This window comes from Neisseria sp. P0009.S007, from assembly GCF_051962515.1.
The window spans coordinates 8,165-11,068 of the sequence record NZ_JBQCVF010000073.1; the positions used below are offsets into that span (position 1 = coordinate 8,165).

At 50.8% G+C, this 2,904-nt stretch carries 3 protein-coding genes; all 3 read right to left on the bottom strand.

Translation table 11 applies throughout. From position 1 onward, the window contains the following. Positions 1-1,136, bottom strand: a 1,136-nt coding sequence (locus ACTHS3_RS07880) for a flotillin family protein (protein WP_440367607.1), incomplete at its 3' end; no start/stop codon positions are given. A gap of 206 nt (positions 1,137-1,342) precedes the next feature. Beyond that, positions 1,343-2,008: a YqiJ family protein gene (locus tag ACTHS3_RS07885; RefSeq protein ID WP_004518999.1), complete on the bottom strand. Its 666-nt coding sequence runs from the start codon at positions 2,006-2,008 to the stop codon at positions 1,343-1,345. 212 nt (positions 2,009-2,220) lie between these two features. Next, on the bottom strand, positions 2,221-2,889 hold the full coding sequence (locus tag ACTHS3_RS07890) for a PspA/IM30 family protein (RefSeq protein WP_039861870.1): 669 nt from the start codon (positions 2,887-2,889) through the stop codon (positions 2,221-2,223). Between the last annotated feature and the right edge of the window lie 15 nt (positions 2,890-2,904).

The following is a 2,904-nucleotide window of genomic DNA, read 5'->3' on the forward strand; positions in this document are numbered from 1 at the left end:
GCAATCAATTCAACCGCTTTGGCACGCTCGGCGCGTTCGGTTTCGCGTACGGTAATCACGCTCTCTTCTTCGCGAACGGCGGCGGCGCGGGCTTTGTCGGCTTCGGCTTTGGCTTCGGATTCAGCACGCGATTTTTCGGCAACGGCGATGGCGCGGTCTTGCTCGGCCAATTCGATGGCTTTGCGGCGTTCAACCTCGGCCTGCTCAACGGCTTGGGCTTTTCTAATGTCTTCGTTTTTAATGTCGCGTTCGGCGGCAATGCGTTTCAAATCCACTTCGCGTTCAGCCGCAATTTTGGCTTCTTCCGCTTCACGTTTTTTCTGAGATTCTTGTTCGGCAATGCTGGCCTCTTGTTCGGCACGGCGGACGGCAATCTCACGCTCTTGTTCGAGTTTGGCGTATTCTTCTTCGCGCGAGATTTTCAGGCGTTGCTGCTCGGCTTCGAGGTTTTTGGTTTTGATTGCCAAATCGGTGTCTTGTTCGATTTCGTTACGTTTTTTGCGGCGGCCTTCGATGGTTTCGGTCAGTTTGGTCAAACCTTCCGCGTCAAAGGCGTTTTGCGGGTTGAAAAATTCGAAGCTGGTTTGGTCGAGGCCGGTCAGGGAAACGGTTTCGAGTTCGAGACCGTTTTTGAACAAGTCTTCACTCACGACTTGTTGTACTTTCTGAACGAAATCAACACGTTTTTCATGCAGTTCTTCCATCGCCATTTCGGCGGCAACGGCGCGTAGGGCGTCAACAAATTTACCTTCGACGAGGTCTTTCAACTCATCGGGAGACATGGTTTTCATACCCAGTGTTTGTGCGGCGGTCGCAATGCTCTCGGCGCTGGGTTTAACGCGGACGTAAAATTCCGCCATCACGTCAACGCGCATCCGGTCGCGGGTAATCAGCGCTTGTTGGGCTGCGCGGCGCACTTCAAGGCGCAGTGTATTCATGTTGACGGGGATGATTTCGTGCAATACAGGCAGCACCATCGCACCGCCGTTCATGATGACTTTTTCGCCACCAAAACCGGTGCGGACAAATGAGACTTCTTTGCTGGCACGGCGATACAGACGGGTCAGGATGAGGCCGAGTACAAACAGCGCGACGAGTATGACGCCGGCGATAGTGCCGATGGAGACCAAATTCATGGTTTTTCCTTTCTTCTTGTTAATATGCCTTTGGGGCGGTGGATTCAGAAGGCTTTGAGAGAAAGAGGCCGTCTGAAAGGGTTAAAAATATGTGAAATAATAGGGGGTGTTTTTTCTAATTTTTATCTCAAATTTCTAGATAGTGAGAATAGGACGGTGAAGTATCTATTTTTCCCGTATCGATAAATCAGCGGTTTCAGACGGCCTTAATCAACCAAGTTGCCGCTCGGATTCAAAATCGCTTTAAATGTATTTCCGTTCAACGACACCAGCAATACTGCATCACCTTGTTTTAATACATCTTCAGAGTCAGGCTCTACCATCACATAATGCTGTTGGCCGTAAGCATCTTTCACGCGCACCTGCGCCGCATTGCCTACCCGAGCTTCGCCCAATACCACCGTGCCGACGCGGCCGATTAAACTTTCCTGCAAAACGGCAGTGGTTTCATCTTTCGGCATAATTTTGTACAAACCGCTAGCCGTCACGCGCACCAAGGGTAGGGAAATAAACCAAACAATGACTGCTGCCAGCGTGCCATTCAGATAACTGCCGAATACAGTGGCAAAGGCCGTCTGAAACAGATAACCCGTCAGTCCGTATACGGCAAGAAACACCACCATCAACATCAACACCGGGATACGTCCGACATACAGCCAGCTCAGGAAACGCACGAATATGCCTGCATCCGCCACATCCAATCCGACCTCGGCGTGCGCAGTTTCGGTCAGGCTGTCGGGCAACAGGTTGTCCAACCAGTCGCTGATACCGCCTGCCAGCATGGAAATGACTTCCAACACACCGAGCAAAACCATCAGCGCAATGGCAATGCCGAAGATTTCAGTTTCGGGGGCGTTGATTAAATTCCACATATTGCATTTCCTTATTCTTTTTAATTTTCAGACAGCATATATTTTATTTTAAAGTTAAGCAGATTGGATATGGGTTTTTTATTAATTTGTCGTAACTGACAGGATTTTTCCCAATCCGTCATCTTTTTGTTATTAAGGTGTGTATGGTTTTCTTTTTTCAGACGGCCCGTAGAGATAGAGGCCGTCTGAAACCGCGATTTTCTCAATATGGCTTATGATTTCGCTTTCAATGCCGCCAATCGTTCGGCAATACGGTTGTTGCGGCTCAAGTCTTCCAATTCCTTCAATTTTGCCAACTGCGCCGCATCGGTGCTGCTGTGTACCGAGTTTTGACGACCCATCACGCGGTCGAAAGCGTTGCCGCTTTTTTCGGCATCACGGGCAATGCGATTGAGGTCGCTGCCGTTGCCGCCGGCTGTTTTGCCTGTGCTCATGCTTTGCTGTGCGGCACGCCAGTCTTGCAACTGCTGCTGCATCTCGCGTTTTTTCGCCTGCAGGGCGGCGATAAAGCCTTCGAGCTCTTTTTCTTGTGCGGCACAATCGGCAATGGTGTTTTCCAAGATGGGCAGACGCGCTTCGATGTCCATCTGTTCGGCGATACCTGCTTCGGCAAGATCATCGCGACCGGCATCTACGGCGGCTTGTAGATTGGCATCGATGGCTTCGTGGCGGTTGCTTTCATCGGCCATTTTCTTGGCGGCAAGGTGTTTCTGAGCCAACACTTTGCCCAATTCAGCACGCACTTCATCTACTGCGCGCTCGATTTCGCGGATGCTTTCGTTCATGACCGCTTCAGGTGCGAGGTTTTCCGCCGCATCAATCAGGGCATGAAAACCGCCGCTTACCAGACGGCCTACTCGGCGGGATAGGGTTTCGCTCATTTGGATTTTCCTTTC